The following is a 23,256-nucleotide window of genomic DNA, read 5'->3' as shown; positions in this document are numbered from 1 at the left end:
CTACCGCCCCGGGAAACCGGGCGGAGACGCATCGGGACGTGGCGCAGCTTGGTAGCGCACTTGACTGGGGGTCAAGGGGTCGCAGGTTCAAATCCTGTCGTCCCGACTGGAGACAGTCGCAGGTCAGGGCCGGTTTCGGAGCAATCCGAAACCGGCCCTTGATCATTTTTGGGGACCAGTTGGGGACCAGCTGGAGGTCCGGCGTCCTTGACCGGGTCTGCGGGTCAGCGGGTCATGACGATCGGGCTCGGCAGTGAGCGCGGTGCGCGCAGCACGTTGAAGTGGGCCGAGAGCGCCGCTCCGGCGGCCGTGATCTTGTGGACGTCCGGGTGAAGGTAGCGCTGGGTGGTAGTCAGCGAACCGTGGCCAGCGATCCTGCGGAGGACGTGGACCTGGACCCCGGCGTCGGCGAACCAGGTGAGTGCGGTGTGCCGGAGGTCGTGGCGGCGCAGATGCTCGTAGCCGAGCTTGGTGACCACGTCGTCCCAGTGTGTGGCGTCGCGCAGAACGGCGGTGGAGATACGTCCGCCTCGCGGTCCCGTGAACAGGCGGGCGTCCGGATTGGGGCCAGCGGACAGGATGCGCTGGGCGACGAGGGGGCGGATCTCCTCGACGATGGGCACCTTGCGGGCCCGCTTGCCCTTGGTGCCCTTGTCGGTCAGCCCGCCGGGCGCGGGTGTGGTCTGACGCCGCACGGTCCAGATCCACTGGGTGGTGTCGATGTCTCCGACGCGGCAGCCGGAGATCTCGCCGATCCGTGCGGCGGTGCACGCGGCGAAGATGACCACCTCTCCCCAGCCGCGGTACTCGTCGTGGGAGGCGGCCACGAGTGCGTCGGCCAGTGTGACGAGTGTTTCCCAGTCGGGCAGGGCGAGCGCGCGCGGGTCGAGGAGTTCGTCCTCGGCCTGTTTATAGAGCTTCTGCCAGCCGGTCACCCGGGCGGGGTTCACCTTGATGATGCCGTCGCGGACTGCCTGCTCCATGACGCGGACCAGGACGGCGATGGTGTTCTTGACCGTTGAGCGGCTGAGCTCGTCGGCGATCCAGTTCTGCACGGTGCGGTCGACAGCGCCGTTGGTGATCATGCGGACCGCGAGGTGGCCCAGGGCGGGCACGACGCGCATCCGCCAGCCTGACAGGTAGGGGTCGAGTGTTTTCAACTCCAGGCCGCGCAGGGCGAGGTCCATGTTCGCGTTGCCGTATTCGGCGAGCTTCATGGTGGCGAGCGACGGGGACAGCCCTGCTTCAGCCGCTTCGATGATGGACTGGAGCCACTCCTGCGCTTCGTCCTCGTCAGCCTTCCCCTCCGACAAGGACAGCCGCCGCTTCGTGGCCGGGTCAAACCAGCGGACTCGGGCGCGGTACGGGTTGAGGCGATTAGGCCGGTACTCGATGTCGGTGGTGAGTCGGACACCGACCGGCACGATGGCCTTGTCGGCCATCATGTGTCTCGTCGCGGGACGGTCCGGTGGCGACGCAGCCATTCCTCGACGTCGACCGCGCTGTACATGACGACGCGTTCCGAAATGGCGACGAACGGCGGACCCTGGGGCGGCCGAGCGGTGCGCCAACGGCGCAGAGTCGAGGTGTTTACATGCAGGCAGGCGGCGAGGTCGCGCGTCGAATACCAGGCATTGGCCACGAGAGACGACCGGCTGTCCTCTCGGACGAAAGGGGCACCATCCTCATTCTTCGTGTACGTCTGACGGTCTGTGTAGTCTGCTATCGGTTCGGTGGACAAAGGCGGTGGATCTCCGGGGGTACGGAGCATCAAGGGATACAGAAGGCGGTCGGCGACAAGCGGCGCGGCCCGCAGGTGGAGAACCGTGGGGTTCTGCATGCACAGAAGCGGTGAGTCTCTTCTGTTGGAACTGATCCGCAGTGGTGCTCTGGGCAAACGGTGGACAACAATCGTCTGCAGAAGCGCCGGTTTGGCTAACCGGCGATGTTCGGCTATATTGCCCTCATTTGCGACGCGGCGAGCATCACGTGCTGTGTCGATGAGTGTTTCTCGATGACGCATCATGTGGAGTGCGTCGCCATCCTTGAGCCCGCCGAAAAGGGCCGCTGACCTGCCGTTTTAGCGAGTGTGCGCTATGTGCGTTGTGTGCGTTACGGGCGATATCTTGACGCATATTCGACGCACGGCGGGCCCTTCTGACGCACGTATGACGCATGGGGTGATGGGCCGTCAGGCGCCTGCGGAGCCAACTGGCGGAGCCTCAAGAGCGACTGCTGGGTGCTCGGTCATGTTGCGCCTCGACAGCGGAGCCGGTGCCGTCCGTTCGCTTGACTGGGAGGAGCGCGAGGGGCTGGTCACCATCGGCCGACATCGGTGTCTTGTGGTCGAGTTCCGCTTCAACGTGTAGCGGCTGACATATCACCACGTCGCCGATCTGGCAAACGACCAGGTCAGAGAGGGTCTGGCTCTTCGGGGTCGGGCCCTTGGTTTTTTCCCGTGCTGGGATGGTGCTGGGATAGCTGACCTCTCGTCACCTGTCATCACCCCTGCTCATCCCTACCGTGCTGGGATCGTGCTGGGATGGGATGGGAACGCCCGTGCTGGGTTTCGGACAGCGTGCTGCCCGGTGCGACGGGTGAGCAGGGAGAGGATCCATCCACACGCTTTCTTCACGGCCTCATGGCCTCGTCCGGAAACAAATCTGCACCTGCCCGACGTTGTTGATCTCCTAGTCGAGGGGGGAAGTCGGGCGTGAAGCTGTTCCGCACAACGAAAGGCGGCGTGACTGAGGTCACGCCGCGTCTTGCCGCCGTCGAGGCAGATGTGCAGAGCCTTATCGAGGCGCACATGGAGACGATGCTGGGCGTCACGTTCTTGGCGAGCGAGTACGTTATCGACTGCGTCGATGGCGGGCGGATCGACTCGCTCGGGATTGATGAGAACGGTGCGCCGGTCATCGTTGAGTACAAGCGCGGCACGGATGCCGGCGTGATCAACCAGGGCCTGTACTACCTGTCGTGGCTCACGCGGCACCGGAGCGCCTTCGATAGCCTGGTCCGCGACAGGCTCGGAGTGCCGACCGCAGCGCAGGTCCTGTGGAGCGCGCCCCGCCTGATCTGTGTTGCCGGCGACTTCAGCCGCTTCGACGCGCACGCTGTGCGCGAGCACCGTCGCAGCATCGACCTGGTCCGCTACCGGTACTACGGCAGCGACCACGTCAGCCTGGAGACGGTGGTCTCCGTCACCGGCAAGTCGGGCGCGGCGAACCGGCGCACTCGCCGTCACGCGCACATGGACGCGCCCCAGGCGCTCCAGCGGCAGACCGGCGCGATGGCGGAGCTGGCCGTGGCTGCGGATGAGACGCTCCGCGGTCTCGGAGATGGCATCACGCGAGTCCAGCGCAAGCAGTACGCCGCCTACCAGCGGCTGCGGAATTTCGCCTGCGTCATCCCGCCCCAGCAGACCAAGTTGCTCGTCTACCTGAAGGCCGACCCGAAAAGCGTCGATCTCACGCCCGGATTCACCCGGGACGTGACGGGCCTCGGTCACCACGGCACGGGCGACTTGGAGGTGCAGCTGCGCACCGAACGCGACCTGGAGCGTGCTCAGGACCTGTTCCGGCTGAGCTACGCCGCGGCGTGAACGAGTAACGGTCTTCAAGGCCCTGTGCGCTTGCCTGATCAAGTTGTCGTCTGTCGCGATGCGGCCCTTCGATGCGGTGGTCAGGTAGTGGCGGTGGAGCTACAAGTATTCGGTGGATCCCCGGTTTCGGTAACCGGGGTACCGCCGCTATATTGCCGCCCAGATCTACCGAAGCCCGCCGGACAAGCCGGCGTGAGCGGTCTGCACGCTCGCCCGGTAGTGGGCGAACTGTTCCTCGTTCAGCCTCCACCGCGTGTCCGGCGCATCTGCTGTACCAGCGCAGCGGCCACGGAGACCCCCGAGGGCCCCCGCGGGATCGCTCCGTCGAAGGTAGCGCCCGGCGTCATCCTGCCCTCGCCGGAGGACATCGAGGCTTCCCGCTCTCCTGCGGCCGGCTGGAGCCGTAAGAGGTGCCTCATTTGGTGAGTCTGCGGTAGCAGATAAGGGTGCAGGCGATGCTGTGAAGGCAAAAGAGCAGTCACCTTTACGTCCGTAGCGTAGGTGGATTCGTCGGCCATGGCTGCGTTCGACGGTCCAGCGGTGTCGGCCGAGCCGCTGTGAGGGCTCGCTCCCTTTGCGGGCGATGCGTTGGGTTGGGTGATGCGTCGCTGGCGTAACCATCGCCGTAGGTGGGCGTAGTCGAAGCCCTTGTCGGCGTGGAGCTTTCGGGCTTGCGCCGTCGGCGTCCGCGACGCGAGCGGATCGGCGGTATTCCCTTCCCGACGGTATGAGGGCCCGGCTGTCGTGTGGGTTCGCAGCCGAGATCCCCGGCGGATATGGGCAGACCCGGTCGTTCCGTAGTCAGGTGGATCTTCGAGCCGCATTTGCCCCGATCGACAGAATTCGGGCCTGCCGGGTGCCTCTTTTGAGGCTCGCATGTTCACCGAGTCGATCTTGCGACGCGACCAGTCGAGCTCGCCGCGGGCACCGAGCTCGTCGAGAACCAGGCGGTGGAGCTTGGCCCACACCCGGGCCTTCGACCACTCCGGAAAGCGCCGGTGGGCGGTCTCCCCCGACCGGCCGAACGATGCAGATGGCGATTGCTGCCACGTGCAGCCTGGCGTGGCAACGAACACGATCGCGGCTGGCACTTCCCGGTCCCCGTGCCGACGCCGGCCACCACTCTGAGACCGTGACGGTGCCTCCGGCACCACCCGCTGGAACAGCCCCCACAACTCGTCCGGCACCAAGCGCTCGACGATCACCGGCTTGAACTTCCGGGGCGACTGATCCAATGCGAACGTGTGGTCGAGAACTGTAACTGTGGACTAATTGTCCAGTAGGTCACTCTTTAGATCCTGGATAACTTCCCGCCCGCGCAAGCGTGCCGCCTGCCAGCAAACTCCCATCGCCCCGGTGTCGCAGTCCTTGACCCCCTGTCCGCAGGGGTTAGTGCACTCGACGTCCCGCCGTGACTAGGCAAGTGAAGACTTCTATTTACGTTTGCACATTTGCTTTTTTCTCATATGCACGAACTGATGCACCAGGACGTCACCGTTCCTCTTCTTGTCCTTATGGAAAAAGGGTTCGAGTAAGTCGAATCCCTCCTCACCTGCTGTTCTTTCATTATGACTCGCAGGTGCTTTAAGTTCATGGTTCGAAGCGACGCAAAGTCGGTGTCTAATTGATCAAAATCTGTCAGTAGGTGTACGAGTGTGACTCGCCCCTAGGTGGGTTGCATATGGGATCTGCCTTGCACGAAGGGAACCTTCTAGGACTTGCGGCGAAGGGGACTTTTTCCCGATAGTCTGATGACGGATCGCAGTCTCTCGATGGCGGACTGTGATGCCAGTGGCCCCGGGATGCACCCCCGGGGCCACCTGTCAGGCCATCACCAACCGAGGAAGGTTATTGACATGACTTTCGGAGAAAGCCCGGAGCCTGGTATGGCTCCCCCGGGCTATCCCCACGGGAGTATCCCTCCCCTGGGTGCCGGTGAAACCATGGAGATCTCTCGGACCGATGTACGTGTGTGCGGGAGTCTCCTGACGGTCACCATTCTGATCATCGTGGCCGTTGTCATCGTCGCGGTGCTGCCGGCTCCGCCGGGCCTGCCTGATTACTGGCCGCTGTTGGGGCTGCCCTTTGTGGCGTTGCTGCTGAGGGCCAGTCGGCGAAGCATGCTTCGCCGGGTCCACTACCGCAGGGCCTGACCTCCTTGCAGGGGTGGGCCGCTCGATAGCGGCCCACCCCTGCCTCAACTGCCAGAGCCGCGGGGTGCTGCGGACGATTGCGCCCCGGGGTGGCGAAGGGAGACCTGATGGCAGAGCCATCACGGGGGGTCCGGTGCGTACGGTGCGGCGGCCCCATTGAAAAGGCGACAACGAGGGGCGGGCGGCCCCGAACTTACTGCACGTCGCAGTGTCGACGTCGGGCTCAGCGCGACCGTGACCGCGCGCGGCGCGATCCTGGTCCGTCGTGGCAGCCGATCGCGCACGATCTGGTCACCAGCAGCCTGCAGTTGTACGGCGGTGAGCAACTGGGCTTGAAGAACATTCTGGTGCTCGCCGAGCGCATCGCTCGTGACGCGGAATGTCTGTCCGCCGTCGCGGTCGATACCGCCCTGCGGCACGGTGGTAGCTGGCAGGACATCGCCGTCGCCGCCGAGTTGAGCCGGGGGGCAGCTACGGCAAGGTGGGGCGGAACTCGTGTCTCGGACCTCTTGGCCGCACGCGTGCGGCCACGGGTGTTCTTGACGGCGGATGAGGGCTTCTCGGCGGGCACTGCATCCGCCGTCCCGCCCGTCCCCTATCCGCGTCCTGTGAACAGTGCGGTGCCAGGCGTACGGCGAGCTCTCGGAGCTGCCTTGGGCACGCTCGGCAAGGTGTCTCACACGAGCCTGTCGGAGGCAGCGGCTGCCACCGGGCTACCTCTTGCCACAGTCATGGACATGGTCGCGGGGAGGACGGTGGAGCCTTGGCTCGCGACGTACGCCGTGGCGCACGCCCTGCGTGGCGAGCCAAGGGATGTGCTGCACCTGTGGGAACTCGCCTCGGATCAGCGGTTGCCCACCGATGCAAGCAGCGGTACGGACCGTTTGGCGGCGGCCTTGCGGGGTGCCTGGCTAGCGGCGGGATCGCCCAGCTTGGCGATCGTGTCGGACGTTGACGTGGCCGTGGTCCGCGCAGCTCTTTGCGGGCAAGTGGTTCCGCCGTGGCCGGTGGTGACCGAGCTCCTGGGCGGGCTCGGTGCGGACCCGGCACTGTTCGAGCCGTTGTGGGTCGTTGCTCGGGCCGCCCAGCTGGAGTCCGGTGAACGGGCGGTGTCGTCGTGAGCCGGCGGAAAGGCGACGCGCGTCTGTCCGCCCCCTGGCTCGGGTACCACGCGCTCTGCGAGGCGAACCGGCCAGCGTACGTCCAGTACGCGGAGCGGCGGATTGCCGACCGTGCGGAGGCCAGGCGGTGCGTCGACGCCGTGCTGGCGGCGCTGGAGGACTGCTGGATCGCGGTGCTGGGCGACCAGTGCCCCGCTGCCCGAATCTGGGCCGACCTGCGTACCGAGGCCGCGCGCCGCACACACAGCACGGGCGGACGAGCCGGGCGGCTTCACGCCATCCTCAGGCCCGCCCAGGCCGACATCGTGATCCTTCACCACGATCTGGGCCTGCCCGTCGAGCGCGCTGCTCACCTCATGGGCATGACGGGCCCGGTCGCGCACGCCCTGCTGCGCGGCGCCGAACGAGACCTCGGCCCCCAGTTCGACGGGTGAACCCTGGTCAGCGCACGCGCCCCAAGGGGGCGTGCGCTGACCAGCATTTCGCACCCCTCCGTGGCGGATTTCTAACCCCGTCAATCCCTCAGGCTGACTAGCCGCCAGCCTTGCGCGCTCCTAGAATCAGCCCTTACATCCACGGGAGGCAGCCCAGACCAGGGCTTACGGGAGCGCGTATGACCTACGGGGAGAAACCCCAAACCAACCGCGTGATCGACACCAGCCGGGCCAGCGCAGCGCGCATGTACGACTGGCTTTTAGGGGGAACGGAGAACTTCGAAGTCGACCGAGCCGCTTGCAACGAACTCCTGACGATCGCACCCAGCACCCAGCAACTGGCCCGTAACAACCGGGATTTCCTCCGCCGCGTCGTACGGTTCCTCGCCGCGGAGAGGGGGATCACTCAGTTCCTTGACCACGGCAGCGGCCTGCCCACCCAGGACAACGTGCATCAGGTTGCCCAGGGCATCACCCCCCAAGCCAAGATCGTCTACGTCGACAACGACCCGATGGTCCTCGCCCACGCTCGGACTCACCTCGACGACAACAAGAACACGATGGTCGTCGACCATGACATGCGGCGCACGGAGGACATCCGGAAAGCCACCAGCGGCTTCCTCGACTGGAACCAGCCCATCGCGGCACTCTTCGTCTCCGTCCTGCACTGCCTGCCTGACGCGGACGACGAGTCCGACCCGGCCGCCCTGATAGAGGCCGTCGCCAAACAGCTCGCGCCTGACAGCTACATGGTTATCTGCCAGCTCGTCAGCGACGATCCCGCGGTGAGGGACGGCGTCACTCGCCTCATGGACGGTGCCACCGGCGGCAACTGGGGACGAGTACGGCAACCGCACGAGGTGAAACGCTACTTCGACTCCCTGGAGATCGAAGACCCTCCGGGCCTGGTCGACGTCGTCGACTGGCTTCCCGACTCGCCGCCTCCCCCCCCGGGAATGCGCCCGTCGGATTGGGTCGAGTGGGGCGGCGTCGGCCGCGTACTCACCCCGAGGTGACGCTGCTGCTGAGCAGCAGCCGGGCTGTTCGGACACCTAGCCCGGCTGCTCCTCGGCAGCGACCCGCTCCCAGTAGTCGACGGCATGCTCCAAGGCCGTCACGCTGTCCTCACGGCCATAGACGCTGCCGTGCATCGTGAGCAGTTGCTTTCGCGTGCGGTCGAGTTCCGCCTTCTGCGTGATGTAGTTGGCACTGTTCGCGTGCTCGACGTACGCCAGCTCCTGGTGCTGACCGTCAGGGAAGGTCAGGTGGAAGATGGGCGTCGGCAACGGGATGAGCTGCTTCGGCAGGATGCGTACGGCCACCTTGCCGGCTTTGGCCGTATCACGGAGGTGCCGCATCTGCTCAGCCATCATGCTGCCGGGCCCGTAAGCCTGGTAGAGAGCCTTCTCATAGATGAGTGCTATCAGATGGGGCGACTCGCCGTCGAGCATGAGCTGTCGCTCCAGGCGCAGGCGGACCAGGAGCTCAATGTCCCTTTCAGAGCGGTCGATCTCTATAAGACGGACCAGCGCGCGCGCATACTCCTCAGTCTGTAGGAGTCCAGGTACGACGCGAGGCTCAAAGACTGTGATCTGCTGCGCAGCCCGCTCCAGACCGATGAGGCGTTTGAAGAAAGCCGGCGTGACATCGTTGAACCGCTGGAGTAGGTCCTCGTTCCCGACCTGTTGGTGCAACTGGTCGAGGTGGGCCCGTTCCTCGCGCGAGACGCCATAAAACACGGCAAGGTCGTTCAGGTCACGGTACTTGACGGGGTTCTGCCCCCGCTCCAGCCGACTCACCTTCGAAGTGCTGGCACGGATAACCCGGGCCGCATCGGCCAGAGTGTAACCTCGCTGCTCACGCAGACGCCGGAGTTCAACGCCCAGCATCCGACCACTGAGACTGTCGCCCGACTCCTGCATGGGAACCACAGGACCTTCAGGCCGGGGATTGCGAGCGGCGGGCATGCGAACTCCGAAATCTGAGGGGAGGACAGAGGTTCTCCCACAGGATGCCGGAGGCATACCCGCCACCACAAACCATGGCCAACGCTTTACATTAAGTTCCCGCTAGATGGCGTGGCGGTCGAACTCGCTCCCCTTGGCGCCCGTCAGGAAGGCGCTCCATTCGGCATCGGTGAACACGAGGGCCGGGCCGGCCGGGTACCGCGAGTTCCTGAGGGCGACGCCGCCACTGGGTAACCCGGCGGCTTCAACGCACTCGCCCCCTCCAATGCTGGCCTGCGCCTTCTTCCATGTAACGCCCTCGATCTCGGCGGCGGAAACCCCATTCTCTACCACGTCACGATCACCCTGTCTGCTCGCTGGGATGCTGTTCTTGCATGCAACGATTTCCCATAAGGGAATCCCTTGAGTCGCAGATGCAAGACTAGAGGATTCCGTTCGTGAAGGCATTTCCCCGAAAGGGTGTAGTTCGATTACTTTTTTCGAATAAAATACTTCTCATACGAGCGGATAGTTTGGTTGAATGTGCACCTGAAGCTCCGGGGGCAGGTAGCGACGTGGGCGTCCGCTTGTACTTGAGTCTGGCGGACCTGATGGGCTGGCCCGCAAGTGAGATCCGTGTCCGGTGAGCTTCGAAGGGGGCAATGGGGACGTCTTTCTCGATACAGAGTTGCGGGAAGCACACCAGTTGGTGAGCGTTCCCCCGGTGTGCCCCTGAGAACTGGTCGCCCTCCCGTGTCCATTGGTCGGTGACTGTGCCCAAAACCGCGGCAGGATCACCGCTCAGCCGCAGGCGAGGGGGCGTCACCACCACTATTTAGACAATCGAGGCGTGGATCTGGAACCCGTCTGCGGCAACCGCAACGACGTCATCCGACTCGCGTCCTCCTCGAGGCTATGCCGCCTACCAGATGCCAGACGGGACACCCGCGGCGGCAGGTCGGGCCCACTCTTTGCCGACCGCGGATGCGGATACAGCACTTGTCACGGCCAGGTCCGGCAATGCCACGTCGGAGGGGGCGACGAGCAGGCATCCACGAAACCTTCCTCAGGTGAGTAGCGCTGGGTGCGCGAGGACGGATCATGCAGTGAAGTTAGCGCCTGCGTCAGCGTGTTCTGGCCGGGGCAGCAGCATGTGGGGCCGGGACGGGCGACGGGGTACGCAAGCTGTTCTGCCTCCGCGCGGAGGTGAGCGGCTCTGCGTATCGACCGGCCGCTTCGACGGCGACGTCCTGCAGCACGGAGACGGCGGCGTGCGTCGAAAAGTGCAGCGACCACCCGGGGGCGTCGGCGGTGCCCTCACCCCAGAACGTCCAGACGGGCAGGTCGGACTGCCGAAAGGTTGCTGCGAAGGCATCGAACTGGACACCTGCAGAGTGACCACCTGGTGCCTGCCACCGGATGAAACGGCCGTCGACGCTGTGATCCCAGTCGGCGTCGAACAACGGACGGGTGGCTTCCCAGACGCTGGCCTCCGAGACCACGCTGCCGGCGGCGATCTCGACGGTATCTGCGGAGTCGAGGCTTTCGAGTAGCGACCGCACGATGTCCACGGGGACCGTGGCGGTCGCGGTGGCGTGCCACAGGCGCTCGCCGACCGGGCTCTCGTACGCCGCGATCTTCCACCGGGCGTCGTCAGGGTCGGCTTCGTGAACGAACTCGGCTCGCATGACGAGGGATTCGTGAACTGCGTGGGTGGTCTCGTCCGACCAGGTCCGCCACTTTTCCCACTCTCCGTGCGCCTCGAGAAACTCGTTCAGGAGTGCTTCGTGGTGGCCGACCGCGGCAGAGTGCGCGTCTACGAGTTTGGTCGTCACCGGTGCTGTCGGTGCGTCGGCCGTACCCGGTAGCGAGGTGCGGATCCGTTCGGCTTCGTGCTCGGTGCTGGTGGCCGGCGCCGGGCCGGGGCGTACGGCGTCGCCGTAGAGGCGATCGAAGTCGGTGATGGCTTCCACGGGGTTGTCGTACAGCATCGATTCGGTGCGCAGGTGGTTTTCCCCGCAGAGGTGGATGCTCGGGCCGTGGAGGTAGGTGCCGACGGCGACGGTGGTCCAGCCGTCGTGGGCGTGGGCGTGGATGATCAGGCGCCCGTGCCGGATGTCGTTGTAGATCTTCTGGGCGTCGTTGGAAACCTCGCGGATCTCCTCGCGCGAGCACCAGGGCATGGGGTAGTTGGCCCAGGTCCATTCGGTGTCGATCGCTTCGCGCAGTTCGGGGGTGATGTCCACGGTGAGGTGCTCGGCTCGCAGGGCGCGTGCGGCCTGCTCGGCGTAGTGCGGTTCCTCGCTGTCGATGCGTGCCATGACCATCGTCTGTTCGTCCAGCGGCTCGAAGCCCTGGATGGTGAGAAGGGCTTGGATCGCGCGGGCAGGGGTGCCCGTGATGGTGGCGGTGACGGCGCTGGAGCGCTCCTCGTACAGGCCGAGGCGGATGTGAGGGGCATCTTCGGGGTGCGGCAATCTGGTCTCGTTTCGCGGCTCCGGCCGGCGTGGGCCGGCAGAAGCGAGGGTCATCGGAGTGCTCGTGCTGCCGTGGCTCGGGGCGGCGGACCGGCTCGGGAGACGGCCGGGCTGCGCGGGGCACGAGGAGTCGTCGGTGGTGTGGGGGCGGTGCTGCGCTGCCAGCAGGTGCGCAGGGCGGTGAGGTCGGCCAGGGCACGGCGGCTGCCGGTGATCAGTTGGTGCGTCGTGTTGGCCGGGTCCTGGGCGTAGGTGGCGATCCGTGTGGCGACGTCGCACGCGCGGGTCAGCAGGGCGCGTTGGAGGATGCGTTCACCCCAGTAGTCGGCTGACCCGACGGGTGCGGAGACCAAGGCCATCAGGTCACTGGCGGCGAGGTTGTCGGCGAGGAGTCCGCGGTGCTGGGCTTCCCAGAGCACGGTGACCGGGTCCACGGGCTCGGCTCGGTGGACCAGCGAGGTCAGGCACTGCCACAGGGCTGCGTGCAGGGGCTGCGTGAAGTCGTCGGGCTGGAGCCAGCGCATGTCCTTCAGAGCTGCCGGGTGCGCTGTGGCGGTGGCGAGGAGGAGTTGTTCCTCGTCGAGGGCTTCCTCGCTGCTGCGCGCCGCGGGTTGTGTCGGCATGGCAGTGCGCGGCAGGGAGCCGGGGTGCGGGGCGAACTGCCCGGCGAGCGTGTCCAGGAACTGTACGAGGGCGTCGGACTGGGCCAGGGTGGCGACGGCCCGGTTGGGCAAGGTGGCGTCGGTGGCGGTCTCGGCGAGGCGCTGGGCATGCATGAGCAGCGTGCGCCGGGCGTGATCGGATTGGATCATCCGGGCGTAGGTCGGCGCGTGCTGGGGCCACGGGCAGACCTGGACGAGGGTGTGGAGGTAGGAGGCGTTCAGCCCGGGGGCCTGGGGGCGGGCTGCGGCCAGGACGGCGTTGAGCCAGGCGGGATCGGAGCGATGGGCCTCCGGATCAGGTAGCGGCACCGTGCGCATGGCCTGGAAGAGGGCGCCGTGGGCGTGGTTGCTGAATTGCTCCGCTCCCAGGCCGCGGATGTCGGGAAGCCGGTGGGGGGCGAGCAGGAGTGCACCGAGAAGGGACTGCTCGGCGTAGTGGACGGGCCGCGGAGAGGGCAGTTCGTCCAGGTCGTCCTCGTACGGGTCGGTGGAGTGGGGCATCTAGGCGGCCAGGGTGAAGTCGTCGGGGCGGAGGGTTTTGCCGAGGTGCGGGGCCAGCAGATGGGCGGCGAGCCGGGGCGGCACCGCATTGCCGATCTGGCCGAAGACTTGGCCCTTGTTCCCGACCCAGGGGTAGTCGGCGGGGAAGGTCTGCAGGCGGCCGGCTTCCTGGGCGGTGATCCGGATGGACTCCGGTGCCGGCTGCCCCTCGCCGGTGGTGCTGGGAGCGGGCTCAGCGATCCAGACGCATTCATTGGCGCGATGGCCGAAGAACAGGGTGCCGGCCGGTTCGTCGGACCGGCGGACGGTCGCGTTGGACTGGTTGTTGCTGCGCAGTGACCATGACCAGCGGTGCGCTTCGCCCGTGAAGGTAGGGGCCGGCTCGTCGGCCGCCCGGTTCTCCCGAGCTCCGTGCCGAGCCGCCCACCCCGCGCCTTCCCGGCGGGACTGCAGGACTAGGGTGCTCTGGGGCTTCCAGGTTCCGCGGTCGCGGGCGTCACTGAGGGTCTTGCGGGATCCGGACGGGAAGGGCTCCGGCCCGCCTCCCCGGCCTCCGCCGGCGCACACGGTCGGCACGGGACGGTCGGTGGCGCCCCACCCGAGGGCTTCGGCCATGGACACCCACTGGGCGCGGCCCGGCCCGAACAGCGTCTCCGGCTCGGCGATTTTGGCGTGCGTGGGGGGCGGGGGCTCGGCGGTGCGGGTGCGGGAGGCGAGCAGGATCGCCCGTCGCCTGGTCTGCGGCACTCCGTAGTCCGCCGCGTTCAGGATCCCGGTCCACACCGAGAAGCCCCAGCTGCGCAAGATCGCGGCGTACTGACGCCAGAGGGGCAGGACGTCGGGGACTTCCTCCATTGCGATCCACTCGGGCTGGCCGTGCTGGTTCAGGGCGTGCAGGTAGCGCATGGGCTCGGCAGCGAGCAGCGAGCGCTCGTCCTGGCAGGCGGTGAGGAGCTGTTCGCGGGTGTCGCGGCCGACCGCGAGGTCGGCGACGGCCTGGTGGACGAGGTGTTGGTCGAGCAGGCCGAGGCGTTTACCGGCCATCGACCATGCCTGGCAGGGCGGGCTGGCGATGAGCCCGGTGGTCCTTCCTAGGAAGGGCTCCACCGGATACATCGCAACGTCGGTGCGGATGGTCAACTGTCGGGCCGCCGCGCGGGTCTTGCAGGCCCACTCGTCCCATTCCAGGCCGATGTCACGTACCCCGAGGATGGCCAGGGCGTGGCTCCAGCCGCCAGGACCGGCGAACAGATCGAGCACGATCACGTCGCCAGCCCGAAGTCGTCCCGGGTCAGCGCGTCCGCGTCGCCGCGGCAGGCCCAGGGAGAGCAGCCGTCTGCGACGCCTTCCTCCAGCGTGGCGGGGTCTTCGCCGTCTCCCAGTTCCTGCTGCATGGCGGCCCATTCGGCGGCGGTGACGTGATCGATCGGGGTCTGACCGAGAGGGACGCGGGAGCGGTGCAGGAATGCTTCACCCAGCAGCCGGTTGCCGCTCGCGTTGGCGCGGGCGTTGCCCTGGCGGATGGCGGCGTCGAAGGCCACCACGTCCGCCCACTCGGCAGGCGAGGTGTCTCGGATGTGCCGCCACTGCGCGTTGCCGTGGAAGGGGCATCCCAAGCAGCTGCTCTTGGGGGTGTCCGCCAGGTTGAGCGAGGACAGGTACCGGACGCAATCGGTGCGCGACCAGCCCAGGTCGATGAGCGGATGCCGGGTGCGCATGTACTTCACGTCCGCGTCCTTGGCGCGGTGGAACTCGTCGGTCGAGATGCCGACCCACTGCTCGACGAACACCTCCCGCGGGATCCGGGCGGGATAGGGGTAGCCGAGAAGGGCTCTGACCTGCTTCTTTATCGGTTTGATCTTGTATTCGCCGGTGCACTGCCGTCGGGCCATCCCGGCCTTGCCGTCCTGGTTGAGGATGTAGAGCGGCATGGAGGCGAACCGGTGGCCCGGGTCGAGGGCGTCCTCGCGGATGTTGCCGGTGGACACACGCAGGACGGGAATGCCGGCCGGAGCGGCTATCTCACGCTCCAAGCGGTCCAAGTGGTCATAGACGGCGCGAGGTTCCCATCCGGTGTCGGCGAAGATCGCGTAATCGACCTTGGGAAGGTCGCCTGCGGCGGACAGGGCGAGCAGGGTGCTGGACTGGACTCCGGCGCCTCTGTCACCTATTCGGGGCTGTTGCATCCAGCCTCTGGCGTGGAGCGCCGGAGGCTGGTCTCGTTCACGTCGGGCGGCGGCACGTGTGTGTCTTGGTGGTGTCCCTGTGCCGTGGCTGCGGCGCGTGAAGAATTCGCTGTGCCCCGGGCAGGCACGTCCGTAGGGTTCCTGCATGGCTGATGAGAGTGAGCAGGCCGTGCAAGCGGCCATTGATGGGGAGTTGCGGCTTCTCGACCCTGAGGTGCGTGCTTCTCCGGCCCGGGTTCTGGAGCTACTGGATCCGGAGTTCATCGAGTTCGGGGCTTCTGGACGCCGGTGGGATGTGAAGTCGATCCTCACCGTGACGAGTGGCGGCTCGGTGTCTCCTGTCGAGGTCAGCGAAATGTCCGGTGCCGTCCTCGCTCCGGGTGTCGTCCATCTGACGTACTTCGCCGACAACCAAGGCCGCCGGGCATGGCGGAGCTCGTTGTGGCGCCTGACGGAGACGGGCTGGCGGATGTACTTCCACCAGGCAACTTTGACCAGCTGAACGTGTGTAACCGCTGCCCGTGAGGACAGCGGTCGCCGAGCCGACCGTGATGCCGGCCTGGCGTCGGCGCAAAGTTCAGGCCCGTGGTGGTGTGGCTTCGGTCGGGAGGCGGCGAACGTTCGCTGGGAGGGGCCTATCTCGTCGGAGCTCGGCGAGTTCGGTCGTGAGAGCGTGGATGACTTGGGCATAGATCTCGTTTCGTTCGGTCAGTTCGCTGTTGTGCTGGCGTAGCCGTCTGTTGGCGGCTTCGAGGTCGTCGACCTTTGCCTGGAGGGTTTGGAATGCGGCGGGAATTCCGTTCACGGATTCCCGGGCTGTTTCAAATTCCTTGCGGAGGTCGGGGTGTTTGTGGGTGAGGACCCATCGTTTGACTCCGGCTTCGGCGGCGAGCTGGACGACGGTGAGGGCGCCGGTGGAGCGGGTCGGGGTGCCGGCCAGGAGGCGTTGCTTTGCCGCTTGGATGGCGTCGCGTTCGGCTGTGCGGTGGGTGCTCATGGCCGGGGCTCCTGGTGGTGGTTGGCGATGACCTGCTGGAGTCGGGCGAGTTCGTGTTGTTCCCGTGCGTGGCGGATGGGCGGGGCGAGCGGGTCGTCGACGATGGCTTGCAGGGTGTCGACGCGTGTGCGCAGGAAGTCGATGTCGCGGTCGGTGCGGGCGATGTTCACGCACGAGGGTCTGCAGTCGTCGATATCGGGGGTGCGGCGACTGCTGCGTTCGTCCGTACTCAGCCGGCAGGCGGCGCGGGCGGGGTCGAGGACGCAGGTCATGCCCTTGCCGGGGAAAATCTGCAGGTCGGGGTTGGTGAGCAGGGTGTGAGCCTCGCGGGTGGTGCGCAGGACACGGCCGGCGAACTTGGCAGAGGCGGCGACGCGGTGACGGTAGGTGTCGGCGGCGGGGCCGCTGACGTTTTCGCCGTCCTGGAGCCGTTCGTGGGCTTCGGCTAGGTCTTCGAGGCGGGCGAGCCATTCCTCGAAGGCCAGGTCGTCGGGGAACCCGGAGGCGTAGTTGCCGGAGTAGCCGAGGGTCATGTTGATCCGGACGTGGCCGTACTGGATCGCGGCTGCGACCAGGCCGCGAGGGCGCCGTGCGATGAACCAGGCGAGTGTGCGGCGCAGGCGGCTGAGAGCGATCTTCGGGTTGGTAGGGTCGGCAGGAATCACGTCGGGGTGGTGCCGGGCGGTGCAGTAGGCGTTGATCCAGACGATCAGCTCGGCGACGTCCTTGTTGCTGAGGGAGTCGCCGCGGGCCCTGCCAACGCGTTCCCGAAGGTGTCCGGACTCGGATTTCCCGTTGACGAGCAGGGTGTTGGGAAACAGCAGCCGTGCGTCGTGAAGACGCTGGAGCACTGCGACCGCGGTGGCGACCGGGGCAGCGACGACCCAGGGGTCGGCTCGCTGTTCCCCCTCGGCGCGCTGGGCGCCGTCGGGGTGGCGAACGCCCTTCCAGTGTTTGCCGCGCAGCAGGATCAGGCCGGTGACCGGATCGTGTTCGATGCAGTCGCGCTCCAGATTGAACGTCTCTCCGGGACGCTGGCCGGACAGGTAGCCGATGATCACCAGGCAGGCGCTGCTCAGGTGGCGGGCCAGGACGGGCGCCTGCTCGTAGGTGATGCGGGTGGTGAGCCAGGGCTGGCCGTCGAGGATGCCCCGGACGGGCGTGGTCAGGTAGGTGTCGTCCGCGACGCGCAGTCCAGAGTTCGCGATCGTCGCGGCGGCAGGCCGGGTGATCTGGACGCCGAGCTGGAGCCCCAGGAAGTAGGTGTTGACGATGATCGCGCCGTCGGCGTTCCGGCGGCCCGGCAGGGGCAGGCCGCGTGCGCGGTAGTCGTCCAGGAGCCCGGCCACCAGCAGGGGGACCGTGCCCTGCGGACGACGCCGCCTTCCAGGTAGCGACGTGCCGTGGAGGTGTGCGTCGCGGGCGCGGCGGGAGAGTGTCTTGTACTCGTTGAAGGCGGCGATGATGTCATCCGCGAAGTCCTCGACGAACCGAAGGGACCACTTCAGCAACGTGGTCATGGTCGCCGGGTGGATGCGTGGCGTGCGGTTCTCCTCGCAAGCGCGGCGTTGCCCGAGAATGTCCGCGATCCGCTCGCCGTTCCAGGGCGGAGCGTGCGGAAGCCGGTCGTTCTCGTCGGGCAGGAGATCGCGCAGAGTCCAGGTGCGCACGACGGCGGCAAGCAAGTCCTCACGCATTTCGTGGGAGAGCGCCGCCTCCTTGATGTCGGCGGCATACGCGTCCAGATCCGCAACGGTGACCTGCCCGAAGCAGGTGATGCCCCTGTTCTCCAGCCAGCGCGCGAACCGCTTGAGGAACCGGCAATAACCGGCGACGGTGCGGGGCGCGGGCCGCGGGATGCCGGGAAGGAAGCCGGTCCCGCCGCTGCCCTGGTGGCTGAGCATTAGCCAGGTCAGGAGCTTGATCGGTCGGTGGAAGGACGCTGGGGCGTCGTGGAAGTCCAGGCAGACGCGGGAGGCGTGCTCCTGGAAGAAGGCGGGGGTCAGGTTCCAGCGGTCCTCGCCGAACAGCGAGAGTTCGGCGGTAGTGGTGCCGGGCCGAAGCGGGCGGGTGGCCAGGACCGGTGTGTCCGGGCCGGGCAGCAGACGGCGGACTGCTGGCGCGGCGGCGGGAAGGGCGGGGGTCATGTCAGGTCCAGTCCTCGGCTCAGGAAGCGGTCGACGAGTGCCTGATCAGCCGGGGTGGCGGTGCCACGGGCGTCCGTGATGGCGGCCGGTGAGTAATGGCCGAGCAGATCGGTCAGGCGGGCGGTGGGCTCGGCCAGTCGCTCGGCCCAGCGCAGCGGCGTCATCTCCTGCTGACGGGCTTTGAGCGCGTCCAGCGTGAGGACCTGCACCGGCAGGTGGGCTGGTGTCGCCCGCGCGCCGGGACAGGACAGACAGAGCAGGAAGGAAGCACCACAGGGCTTGCCGACGGGCGTGTAAACACTGCCGAGCGGGTTGGTACAGCCGGCCAGGACGGTGTCCAGCCGTCCGGTGATCAGCTTTTGGAGGGTGTTCTTGTCCAGGCCGTGCCGGGCGGCAACCGTTTCCGGGTCGGTGCGGGCCTGTTCGATGTCGCGGGCGGTCAGCACCGGGATCGGTGGCGCGGAGCGGGCCCGCGTGACCTGCTGGTCCAGGGCGTCGGCGACGACCTTCTGGTACTCGGCCAGGTTCCCGCGGTTGCGGGCCAGGTACTCGTTCGCGAGGGTGGCCTCGGTGTGGGCGACCGGACGCTGGTTGATCTCCAGCCAGGTCATCCGCAGGCGGCGGCTGTCGATGTGCAGCGGCACCGGCTGGCCGTCAGCGTCGGGGGCGTCGCAGATGAGATCGGTGGCCCAACCCCACAACTGCAGGACCTGCTTGGGCAGCCCGTGGCGGAAGCCTCGCCCGTGAGGTCCGTTCTTGACGTTGTAGAACGCGAACAGTGAGTCGGTATTCAACGTCTTCCGGGATCCGGCGGCCAGGTCAAGCAGCAGGGCATAGACCCCGAAAGGGGTGTTGAGGTCGTCCCGTGCCTCGTGTGGGGAGCGGGGACGTCCTGCAGGGCCACCGTCATGGCTGCCTTGCGGGATCCACGACGGGGCTTGACCAGGTCGAGCTGCGCGGTGGCGGTCCCTCCGGCGTGTGCGTCGGGCCGGTGGTGCGCGGTCGTCGCAGCGGCGAGCGTCGAATAGTTCTGCCCGGTCAGACACAGCAGAAGGACAGCTGCCGCCCCGGTCTCGTGGTGGGTGAGGTGAAGGCGTGTCATCACCCCGCCGATGCCCCCGGCCTTGCGGACGGCCGCCCCGTGCCGGGGTGTGCCGTACTCGTAGCGCGGCAGATCCGCGTGCCGGTCGACGTGGTCCAGCAGCGAGCCCAGCATCCACTGTTCGCAGTCGTTGTCCGCGTTGATGGCCCCCGCCCACCAGTCGGCCAGGAGCCGGCGGCCGGTGCGGATGCGCGTGGCGGCGGCCCGCAGTTCGGATCGCGCTTGCGCGGTGATGCGGCGGAACTCCGCTTCCGGGTAGCTGCGGGTTGGCGCGTCCGCTTTGGCGACGCGGGCCTGTGCCAGGCGGGCCGCGAACTCCGCGGGCGCATCGGGGGCGAACCGCAGGATCGTCCGAAGCGCGGAGATATCCCGGTGCAGGGTGGTCGCCCCGGTCAGCATGTACCCGTCCAGGTGCACGGCCCGCAGCTGGGCCGGAGACGTCGGAGGGTTCGACAAGCCGGCCAGATAGCGGCTGAACCGCTTGAGGATGTTCACCGTGTCCAGGGCCGAGGTGGTGGTCCGGCGGGTCCCCGACGGGCCCGTCACCCCCTGCACTCCGAGCGCCATCCAGTCGCGCAGTTCGCGCGTGACCGGCAGAACCGACAGGTCGATGTCCACCGCCTCGCCGCCGCGTTCCGGGAAGAACCGCACCCTGCACTGACTCTCGTCGACGAACAGCCGTTGCGGCAGTCGGTAGCCGGCCGCGGGCAGTACCGCCCGCCGTCCTGTTCCGCTCATCCTCCCGTCACCGCCCCGGCGGTGATGACTTGCCGGTGACCGGCGAACATCTCCGCCATCAGCTCCGTCAAGACCGCTCCGTGGGCGTGCTCGATCAGCAGCGAGACATCCAGGTCCCTGAACGGCTCCAGGTAGACGTCGATGGTCGTGGACACGTCCGCGTGCCCCAGCAGCGTCTGCACCAAGTGCCAGGTGTCGCCGAACTGGGCCCGGAAATCACGTAGTTCCTCGGCATCCAGGTGGGCGAAGCGGCGCTCATAGAGCAGTCGTCCGACCGAGAACCAGCGAAGTGCCATCGAATGACGCAGCATGTGCGCGGTCGCTGCCACTCCGGCCAGTCCCGCGCGGGCCACCCGCTCGTTGGCCGTGTCGAAGGTGTGCTGCCACCCGCGAGGAGCCCGGGGCAGCCCGTCCTCGTTCAGCCACAGGGCCGCCGGCGCCGGCCCCGCCGGAGTTTCCAGGAAGATCCGTCGGCGGACCTGCGGCGTCAGCGCGTCCAGCGACACCTGTACCAGCGTTCCCGTACCGTCGACCAGCTGCAGCCGCCTGCGGCCCAGCACTCGGTGCAGCAGCAGGACCCCGGCGAGCCGCTCGTAGCGGCCGGCCTGCTGAGCACGGCGTACCGCCGCAGCTCGCTCGCCCTCGCAGTAGCCCAGCGCGTCGGACAGCACGGTGCGTGGCATCCAGAACCGCCGCCCACGACCGCCCTTCGCGCAGGCCGACGCCAGCCGGGACGTGGCATAGGACCGGCCGACGCCCTCGGCCGGCAGTTCCAGCATCAGCTTGCTGGCCCACTCCGTCAGCCGCAGACCGGTGCCGTACAACCCGTCCGCGAAGGCGCAGTCCCGCTGACTGTTACGGCCCCGCCACCGCGGCACCTCCCGGCCCTCACGATCCAGGCCGCGAAGGCCCACATCCCGCCACAACGCGTAGCCGCCCGGGTCAAGCCACTTCACATCCCGGTCGCGCACCACGTGAGGCGCTGCCTCGAACCCGGCGGCACCGGTATAGGACGACGTCTGCTGACGCATCAGCCGGATCACCGGATTGCGTACCCCGAAACGGGGCGCAGCCCAGTCGTAGAAGGCGTGGACCGCGTCCAGGTTGCCCGACACGGTCCCGCCAGGCACCCGCTCCGGGTTCGACTCGTCCGTCATCCGCCAGAACTTGAAGCCCTCGACGTCCTCCGCGTCAGCCGTGTCCCAACGGCTCCCCACCGCGTCGAGAAAGCCCAGCCAGGTGCACAACGCGTACCCGTACTTCTCCCGGGTCCCCGCCGATCGATTCCGCATCCGCAACGAACCGAAGAAGGAATTCACTTCGCAAATGACGCGCCCGTCGGAATTGATCAAGAATTCCTGGCCCGTGCGAGTCCCGTGCCTGTCCGCGAATTCCCGCAGGCTCGACACACCGGCCAGCACCGGATCCGCGGCGTACCACGACACCACCCGGTCAGGCTCGCACCGGCGCATGTTCCACGTCCCGAAGCGGGAGCCAGAGTCCCGCAGTTGATCGCTCATAGCCCGGAACAGAACCATGCCGTACCGCATCAGACTGCATGCAACACGCTGAACTCGGTACAGACCGGCGCCGAGTGAAATGCAGGTGGGGGCTGTGGAGATGAGGGATTCCTTGCGGTGAACGGTTCTGGAGAGGGAGAGCGTTAGCGTCGAGCGGGAAGCGTGCGGGCCGATGGCGGCCTCGGGGGAGTGGCGGCTCGGCCAGCTCGGTGGGGTGCTGGCCCTGGCCGCAGCGCGTCGGGGATACGGCGCACGGTGAGGATCTGGCGGTCCGTACCGGCGTTCTCCGTACCGAGGACGTGGTCGCCGGGCCGAAGGTCTGCTGCGGTGATCCGGATCAGGTCGTGCTCGGCGCGGACTTCGGCGTGCGGGGTCCAGCCCAGGCTGGTCAGCGCTGCTTCCAGCGGCAGGTCGTATCGGCTGATCTGGTAACGCAGGTGGCCGGCGGGGATGTGGGTGTGGCGGGCCCAGTCCTCCAGCCCCATGCTCAGACCGAACGCCCGGTACGGGACTCCGGCCCCGAGCGTGGAGCGCTGCTGGGGATCTTCGGAGATCGCCTGCTCGGGTTCCCAGCCCTGGGCCAGACGGCGGCGGATCGTTGCGTAGGCGCAGCCCGCACGCGGGTCGACCGCCCAATGGCTGAGCAGCCTCGTCTCGCCGAACGCGGTGACGGGCAGGTTGAAATGCGGCCCCTCCCCGCCCTTCTCCAGTGCCTCGACGAACGTCATGCCCGACCGGTTGAGCCGGTTGTAGAGGGTGTGGTACTTGATTCCGCTCTGGTCGGCCCACCCGCGGAGTGACAGCGTCCGTCCCGCGTGGGTGTGTGAGGTCGGGTTTGTCGTGCCGGGGCGTGGTGATGGCGTCCGTCGGCTTCCAGCCGAGCGCGAGCCGGGTCCGGAGTGCCTCCCGGGTGATGGCGCAGCGCTCGTCCGCAGCCCATTCCCGAAGCGATTTCGACTCTCCGAGGGCGGTGATCTGCCCCCGGGCCAGCTCCCAGCGGTAGCGATCGGTACGCGGCTTCGCGGATGGGCGTGCGGGCCCGTCGGCGGAGGCGGTCATCGGACGGGCCACGCAGCGCGGGAAGCGGAGGGCCGGTTCGCCTGTGACGGCGGGAGGGCGCAGGTGCGGCGGCGCTCCGGCCACGAGCGGCTCGCAGGTCGGGTGCGGAGCCCTTGGTCGGCTGGTCGCTGAAGGCGGGAGCCACGCGATCGAGGGCCTCGGCGATCTGCTGGGCCCGGCCCTGGGCCTGCGCGAGCTGCTCGGCGACATCGTCGGGGAACCGGTCCCACTGGGCCTGGTACTGGTAGCGCTGGAGAATCTCGGCGGCGTTGCGCAGCTGCTCGGCGACCTGCCGCAGGACTGCGGTCTGCTGCTCCGGGGCGGTCGCGGTGTGGGTGGCCTGCAGGAGCGCGTCCAGAGCTGTGGGCAGGGGGCCGGTATCGGTGGGGAGGCCGTAGAGGGCGGCGTGCAGCGCCTGGGCGTAGGCGGTCACGGGCCCACCGCGGGAGCGGTAGTCGTACTGGGCCGCCGCCAGCCGGCGGACGCCGAAGCTGATGGGCACGTCACGGGGAGCGGCGCCGGGGCGGAGCTGATCGGCGAGGGCACGGGCGAGATCGTGCACGGTCGGAGGGTCGGAGATCGTGGCGACTCCCAAGGGGGCTGGTGAGG

Annotated in this window: 19 protein-coding genes, 1 tRNA gene and 1 pseudogene; 7 read left to right on the top strand and 14 right to left on the bottom strand. The window is 67.6% G+C overall.

Translation table 11 applies throughout. The features are described from left to right. The first annotated feature begins 32 nt into the window (after window positions 1-32). Window positions 33-106, top strand: a tRNA-Pro gene (locus ACIQAK_RS29145). Window positions 107-224: 118 nt separating this feature from the next. On the opposite strand, the gene ACIQAK_RS29140 is transcribed toward ACIQAK_RS29145, so the two are convergent. Then, window positions 225-1,442, bottom strand: a complete 1,218-nt coding sequence (locus ACIQAK_RS29140; protein ID WP_322784830.1) for a site-specific integrase — start codon at window positions 1,440-1,442, stop codon at window positions 225-227. Between the two features lie 1,301 nt (window positions 1,443-2,743). Between ACIQAK_RS29140 and ACIQAK_RS29135 the strand changes: the two genes are divergently transcribed. Beyond that, window positions 2,744-3,604 carry a DUF5655 domain-containing protein gene (locus ACIQAK_RS29135; protein ID WP_366392055.1) on the top strand — a complete coding sequence of 287 codons (861 nt, stop codon included), beginning with the start codon at window positions 2,744-2,746 and terminating at the stop codon, window positions 3,602-3,604. A gap of 415 nt (window positions 3,605-4,019) precedes the next feature. Here the strand turns inward: ACIQAK_RS29135 and ACIQAK_RS29130 are convergent. Continuing rightward, window positions 4,020-4,809: pseudogene (locus ACIQAK_RS29130) on the bottom strand (IS5 family transposase). 1,280 nt (window positions 4,810-6,089) lie between these two features. On the opposite strand from ACIQAK_RS29130, the gene ACIQAK_RS29125 reads away from it, so the two are divergent. From ACIQAK_RS29125 to ACIQAK_RS29115, 3 genes are all read left to right on the top strand, one after another. Continuing rightward, a complete protein-coding gene (locus tag ACIQAK_RS29125; RefSeq protein WP_366392014.1) occupies window positions 6,090-6,878 on the top strand; it encodes a hypothetical protein in 789 nt (262 codons plus the stop codon). Beyond that, a complete protein-coding gene (locus tag ACIQAK_RS29120; RefSeq protein ID WP_366392015.1) occupies window positions 6,875-7,312 on the top strand; it encodes a hypothetical protein in 438 nt (145 codons plus the stop codon). Before ACIQAK_RS29125 ends, ACIQAK_RS29120 begins: the two co-directional genes overlap by 4 nt. Before the next feature lie 179 nt (window positions 7,313-7,491). Further along, window positions 7,492-8,328, top strand: a complete 837-nt coding sequence (locus ACIQAK_RS29115; RefSeq protein WP_366392016.1) for an SAM-dependent methyltransferase — start codon at window positions 7,492-7,494, stop codon at window positions 8,326-8,328. A gap of 36 nt (window positions 8,329-8,364) precedes the next feature. Here the strand turns inward: ACIQAK_RS29115 and ACIQAK_RS29110 are convergent, their stop codons facing one another. The 6 genes from ACIQAK_RS29110 to ACIQAK_RS29085 form a co-directional block, all read right to left on the bottom strand. After that, entirely contained in the window at window positions 8,365-9,201 is an 837-nt protein-coding gene (locus ACIQAK_RS29110; protein ID WP_366392017.1) for a helix-turn-helix transcriptional regulator, read from the bottom strand. Between the two features lie 180 nt (window positions 9,202-9,381). Further along, complete coding sequence (locus ACIQAK_RS29105) at window positions 9,382-9,612, bottom strand: DUF397 domain-containing protein (protein WP_366392018.1); 231 nt, start codon at window positions 9,610-9,612, stop codon at window positions 9,382-9,384. A 770-nt stretch (window positions 9,613-10,382) separates the two neighbouring features. Next, window positions 10,383-11,789, bottom strand: coding sequence for a DUF317 domain-containing protein (locus ACIQAK_RS29100; RefSeq protein ID WP_366392019.1), 1,407 nt, complete (start codon window positions 11,787-11,789; stop codon window positions 10,383-10,385). Further along, window positions 11,786-12,898, bottom strand: a complete 1,113-nt coding sequence (locus ACIQAK_RS29095; protein ID WP_366392020.1) for a DnaB-like helicase N-terminal domain-containing protein — start codon at window positions 12,896-12,898, stop codon at window positions 11,786-11,788. Before ACIQAK_RS29095 ends, ACIQAK_RS29100 begins: the two co-directional genes overlap by 4 nt. After that, complete coding sequence (locus ACIQAK_RS29090) at window positions 12,899-14,164, bottom strand: DNA cytosine methyltransferase (RefSeq protein ID WP_366392021.1); 1,266 nt, start codon at window positions 14,162-14,164, stop codon at window positions 12,899-12,901. Continuing rightward, window positions 14,161-15,033, bottom strand: coding sequence for a hypothetical protein (locus ACIQAK_RS29085; RefSeq protein WP_366392056.1), 873 nt, complete (start codon window positions 15,031-15,033; stop codon window positions 14,161-14,163). The genes ACIQAK_RS29090 and ACIQAK_RS29085 overlap by 4 nt, the downstream gene beginning before the upstream one ends. A 196-nt stretch (window positions 15,034-15,229) precedes the next feature. Here ACIQAK_RS29085 and ACIQAK_RS29080 point away from each other — a divergent pair, with 196 nt between their 5' ends. Then, window positions 15,230-15,586 (top strand): DUF4440 domain-containing protein, encoded by a 357-nt coding sequence (locus tag ACIQAK_RS29080; protein ID WP_366392022.1) that lies wholly within the window; start codon window positions 15,230-15,232, stop codon window positions 15,584-15,586. A 75-nt stretch (window positions 15,587-15,661) separates the two neighbouring features. Here the strand turns inward: ACIQAK_RS29080 and ACIQAK_RS29075 are convergent, their stop codons facing one another. The 6 genes from ACIQAK_RS29075 to ACIQAK_RS29050 all read right to left on the bottom strand — a co-directional run bounded on the left by ACIQAK_RS29075 (window position 15,662) and on the right by ACIQAK_RS29050 (window position 22,316). Beyond that, complete coding sequence (locus ACIQAK_RS29075; RefSeq protein WP_366392023.1) at window positions 15,662-16,081, bottom strand: hypothetical protein; 420 nt, start codon at window positions 16,079-16,081, stop codon at window positions 15,662-15,664. Then, entirely contained in the window at window positions 16,078-18,228 is a 2,151-nt protein-coding gene (locus ACIQAK_RS29070) for a hypothetical protein (RefSeq protein ID WP_366392024.1), read from the bottom strand. The genes ACIQAK_RS29075 and ACIQAK_RS29070 overlap by 4 nt, the downstream gene beginning before the upstream one ends. Next, window positions 18,225-19,022, bottom strand: a complete 798-nt coding sequence (locus tag ACIQAK_RS29065) for a hypothetical protein (RefSeq protein ID WP_366392025.1) — start codon at window positions 19,020-19,022, stop codon at window positions 18,225-18,227. Before ACIQAK_RS29065 ends, ACIQAK_RS29070 begins: the two co-directional genes overlap by 4 nt. After that, the gene (locus ACIQAK_RS29060; protein WP_366392026.1) at window positions 19,019-20,068 is read right to left on the bottom strand and encodes a hypothetical protein; all 1,050 of its coding nucleotides are present in this window, start codon (window positions 20,066-20,068) and stop codon (window positions 19,019-19,021) included. Before ACIQAK_RS29060 ends, ACIQAK_RS29065 begins: the two co-directional genes overlap by 4 nt. Next, entirely contained in the window at window positions 20,065-21,540 is a 1,476-nt protein-coding gene (locus ACIQAK_RS29055) for a site-specific integrase (RefSeq protein WP_401849379.1), read from the bottom strand. The genes ACIQAK_RS29060 and ACIQAK_RS29055 overlap by 4 nt, the downstream gene beginning before the upstream one ends. Window positions 21,541-21,731: 191 nt before the next feature. After that, entirely contained in the window at window positions 21,732-22,316 is a 585-nt protein-coding gene (locus ACIQAK_RS29050; protein WP_366392028.1) for a hypothetical protein, read from the bottom strand. A 374-nt stretch (window positions 22,317-22,690) separates the two neighbouring features. Between ACIQAK_RS29050 and ACIQAK_RS29045 the strand changes: the two genes are divergently transcribed. Then, a complete protein-coding gene (locus ACIQAK_RS29045; RefSeq protein WP_366392029.1) occupies window positions 22,691-23,254 on the top strand; it encodes a hypothetical protein in 564 nt (187 codons plus the stop codon). Window positions 23,255-23,256: the final 2 nt, after the last annotated feature.

Origin of the sequence: Streptomyces sp. NPDC088706, from assembly GCF_044752765.1 — a bacterium.
In the GTDB taxonomy this organism is placed as follows: Bacteria; Actinomycetota; Actinomycetes; order Streptomycetales; family Streptomycetaceae; genus Streptomyces.
Note: the sequence above shows the minus strand (reverse complement) of the source record. Positions and strands in the feature narration are given on the sequence as shown.

Excerpts from the sequence above, each read along its gene's own strand:
- ACIQAK_RS29140 (WP_322784830.1), bottom strand. The coding sequence starts at position 1,442 with ATGGCCGACAAGGCCATCGTGCCGGTCGGTGTCCGACTCACCACCGAC.
- ACIQAK_RS29115 (WP_366392016.1), top strand. The coding sequence starts at position 7,492 with ATGACCTACGGGGAGAAACCCCAAACCAACCGCGTGATCGACACCAGC.
- ACIQAK_RS29110 (WP_366392017.1), bottom strand. The coding sequence starts at position 9,201 with ATGCTGGGCGTTGAACTCCGGCGTCTGCGTGAGCAGCGAGGTTACACT.
- ACIQAK_RS29100 (WP_366392019.1), bottom strand. The coding sequence starts at position 11,789 with ATGACCCTCGCTTCTGCCGGCCCACGCCGGCCGGAGCCGCGAAACGAG.
- ACIQAK_RS29095 (WP_366392020.1), bottom strand. The coding sequence starts at position 12,898 with ATGCCCCACTCCACCGACCCGTACGAGGACGACCTGGACGAACTGCCC.
- ACIQAK_RS29080 (WP_366392022.1), top strand. The coding sequence starts at position 15,230 with ATGGCTGATGAGAGTGAGCAGGCCGTGCAAGCGGCCATTGATGGGGAG.
- ACIQAK_RS29075 (WP_366392023.1), bottom strand. The coding sequence starts at position 16,081 with ATGAGCACCCACCGCACAGCCGAACGCGACGCCATCCAAGCGGCAAAG.
- ACIQAK_RS29070 (WP_366392024.1), bottom strand. The coding sequence starts at position 18,228 with ATGACCCCCGCCCTTCCCGCCGCCGCGCCAGCAGTCCGCCGTCTGCTG.
- ACIQAK_RS29060 (WP_366392026.1), bottom strand. The coding sequence starts at position 20,068 with ATGAGCGGAACAGGACGGCGGGCGGTACTGCCCGCGGCCGGCTACCGA.
- ACIQAK_RS29055 (WP_401849379.1), bottom strand. The coding sequence starts at position 21,540 with ATGCGCCGGTGCGAGCCTGACCGGGTGGTGTCGTGGTACGCCGCGGAT.
- ACIQAK_RS29050 (WP_366392028.1), bottom strand. The coding sequence starts at position 22,316 with ATGACGTTCGTCGAGGCACTGGAGAAGGGCGGGGAGGGGCCGCATTTC.